This is a genomic window from Metabacillus litoralis, assembly GCF_020524045.1.
GTDB lineage: Bacteria > Bacillota > Bacilli > Bacillales > Bacillaceae > Metabacillus > Metabacillus litoralis_C.
On the sequence record NZ_JAIVKL010000054.1, the window covers coordinates 1 to 515 of the forward strand.

The following is a 515-nucleotide window of genomic DNA, read 5'->3' on the forward strand; positions in this document are numbered from 1 at the left end:
CCTTTTTTAAAAGAAGTGGATAGCATCTCCCTCCAAAAGTCCGTTGAGAACCTGGCTGATTCTTACCAAAGGTATTATAAGAAACAAAATAAAGCGCCTAAATTTAAAAGTAAAAAGAATAAGGTACAATCCTATATCACGAAGCAAACCAATGGAAATATCGCAGTTCTAGATAAACATATCAAGTTACCTAAACTTGGTCTTGTTCGGTTTGCCAAAAGTCGTGAAGTTGATGGGCGAATTATCAATGCTACAATCCGACGTAATCCCAGTGGAAAATACTTTGTGTCTATCTTAGCTGAAACAGAAGTAGTTGAAATGCCGAAGACAAACTCTAGTACAGGCGTTGATTTAGGTTTAAAAGACTTCGCTATTCTTGCAGATGGAACTACATATAAAAATAATCGCTATTTTCAATCCTTAGAGCAAAAATTGGCAAAGGCTCAACAGGTGCTATCAAGACGAGTAATCGGCTCTAGTAACTGGAACAAGCAACGGATTACAGTAGCTCGTAT

At 37.3% G+C, this 515-nt stretch carries 1 protein-coding gene; it reads left to right on the forward strand.

Going from position 1 to position 515, the window contains the following annotated elements; all coding sequences use genetic code 11:
* A partial coding sequence (locus LC076_RS24045; protein ID WP_226671607.1) for an RNA-guided endonuclease TnpB family protein occupies nucleotides 1-515 on the forward strand: 515 nt, incomplete at both ends.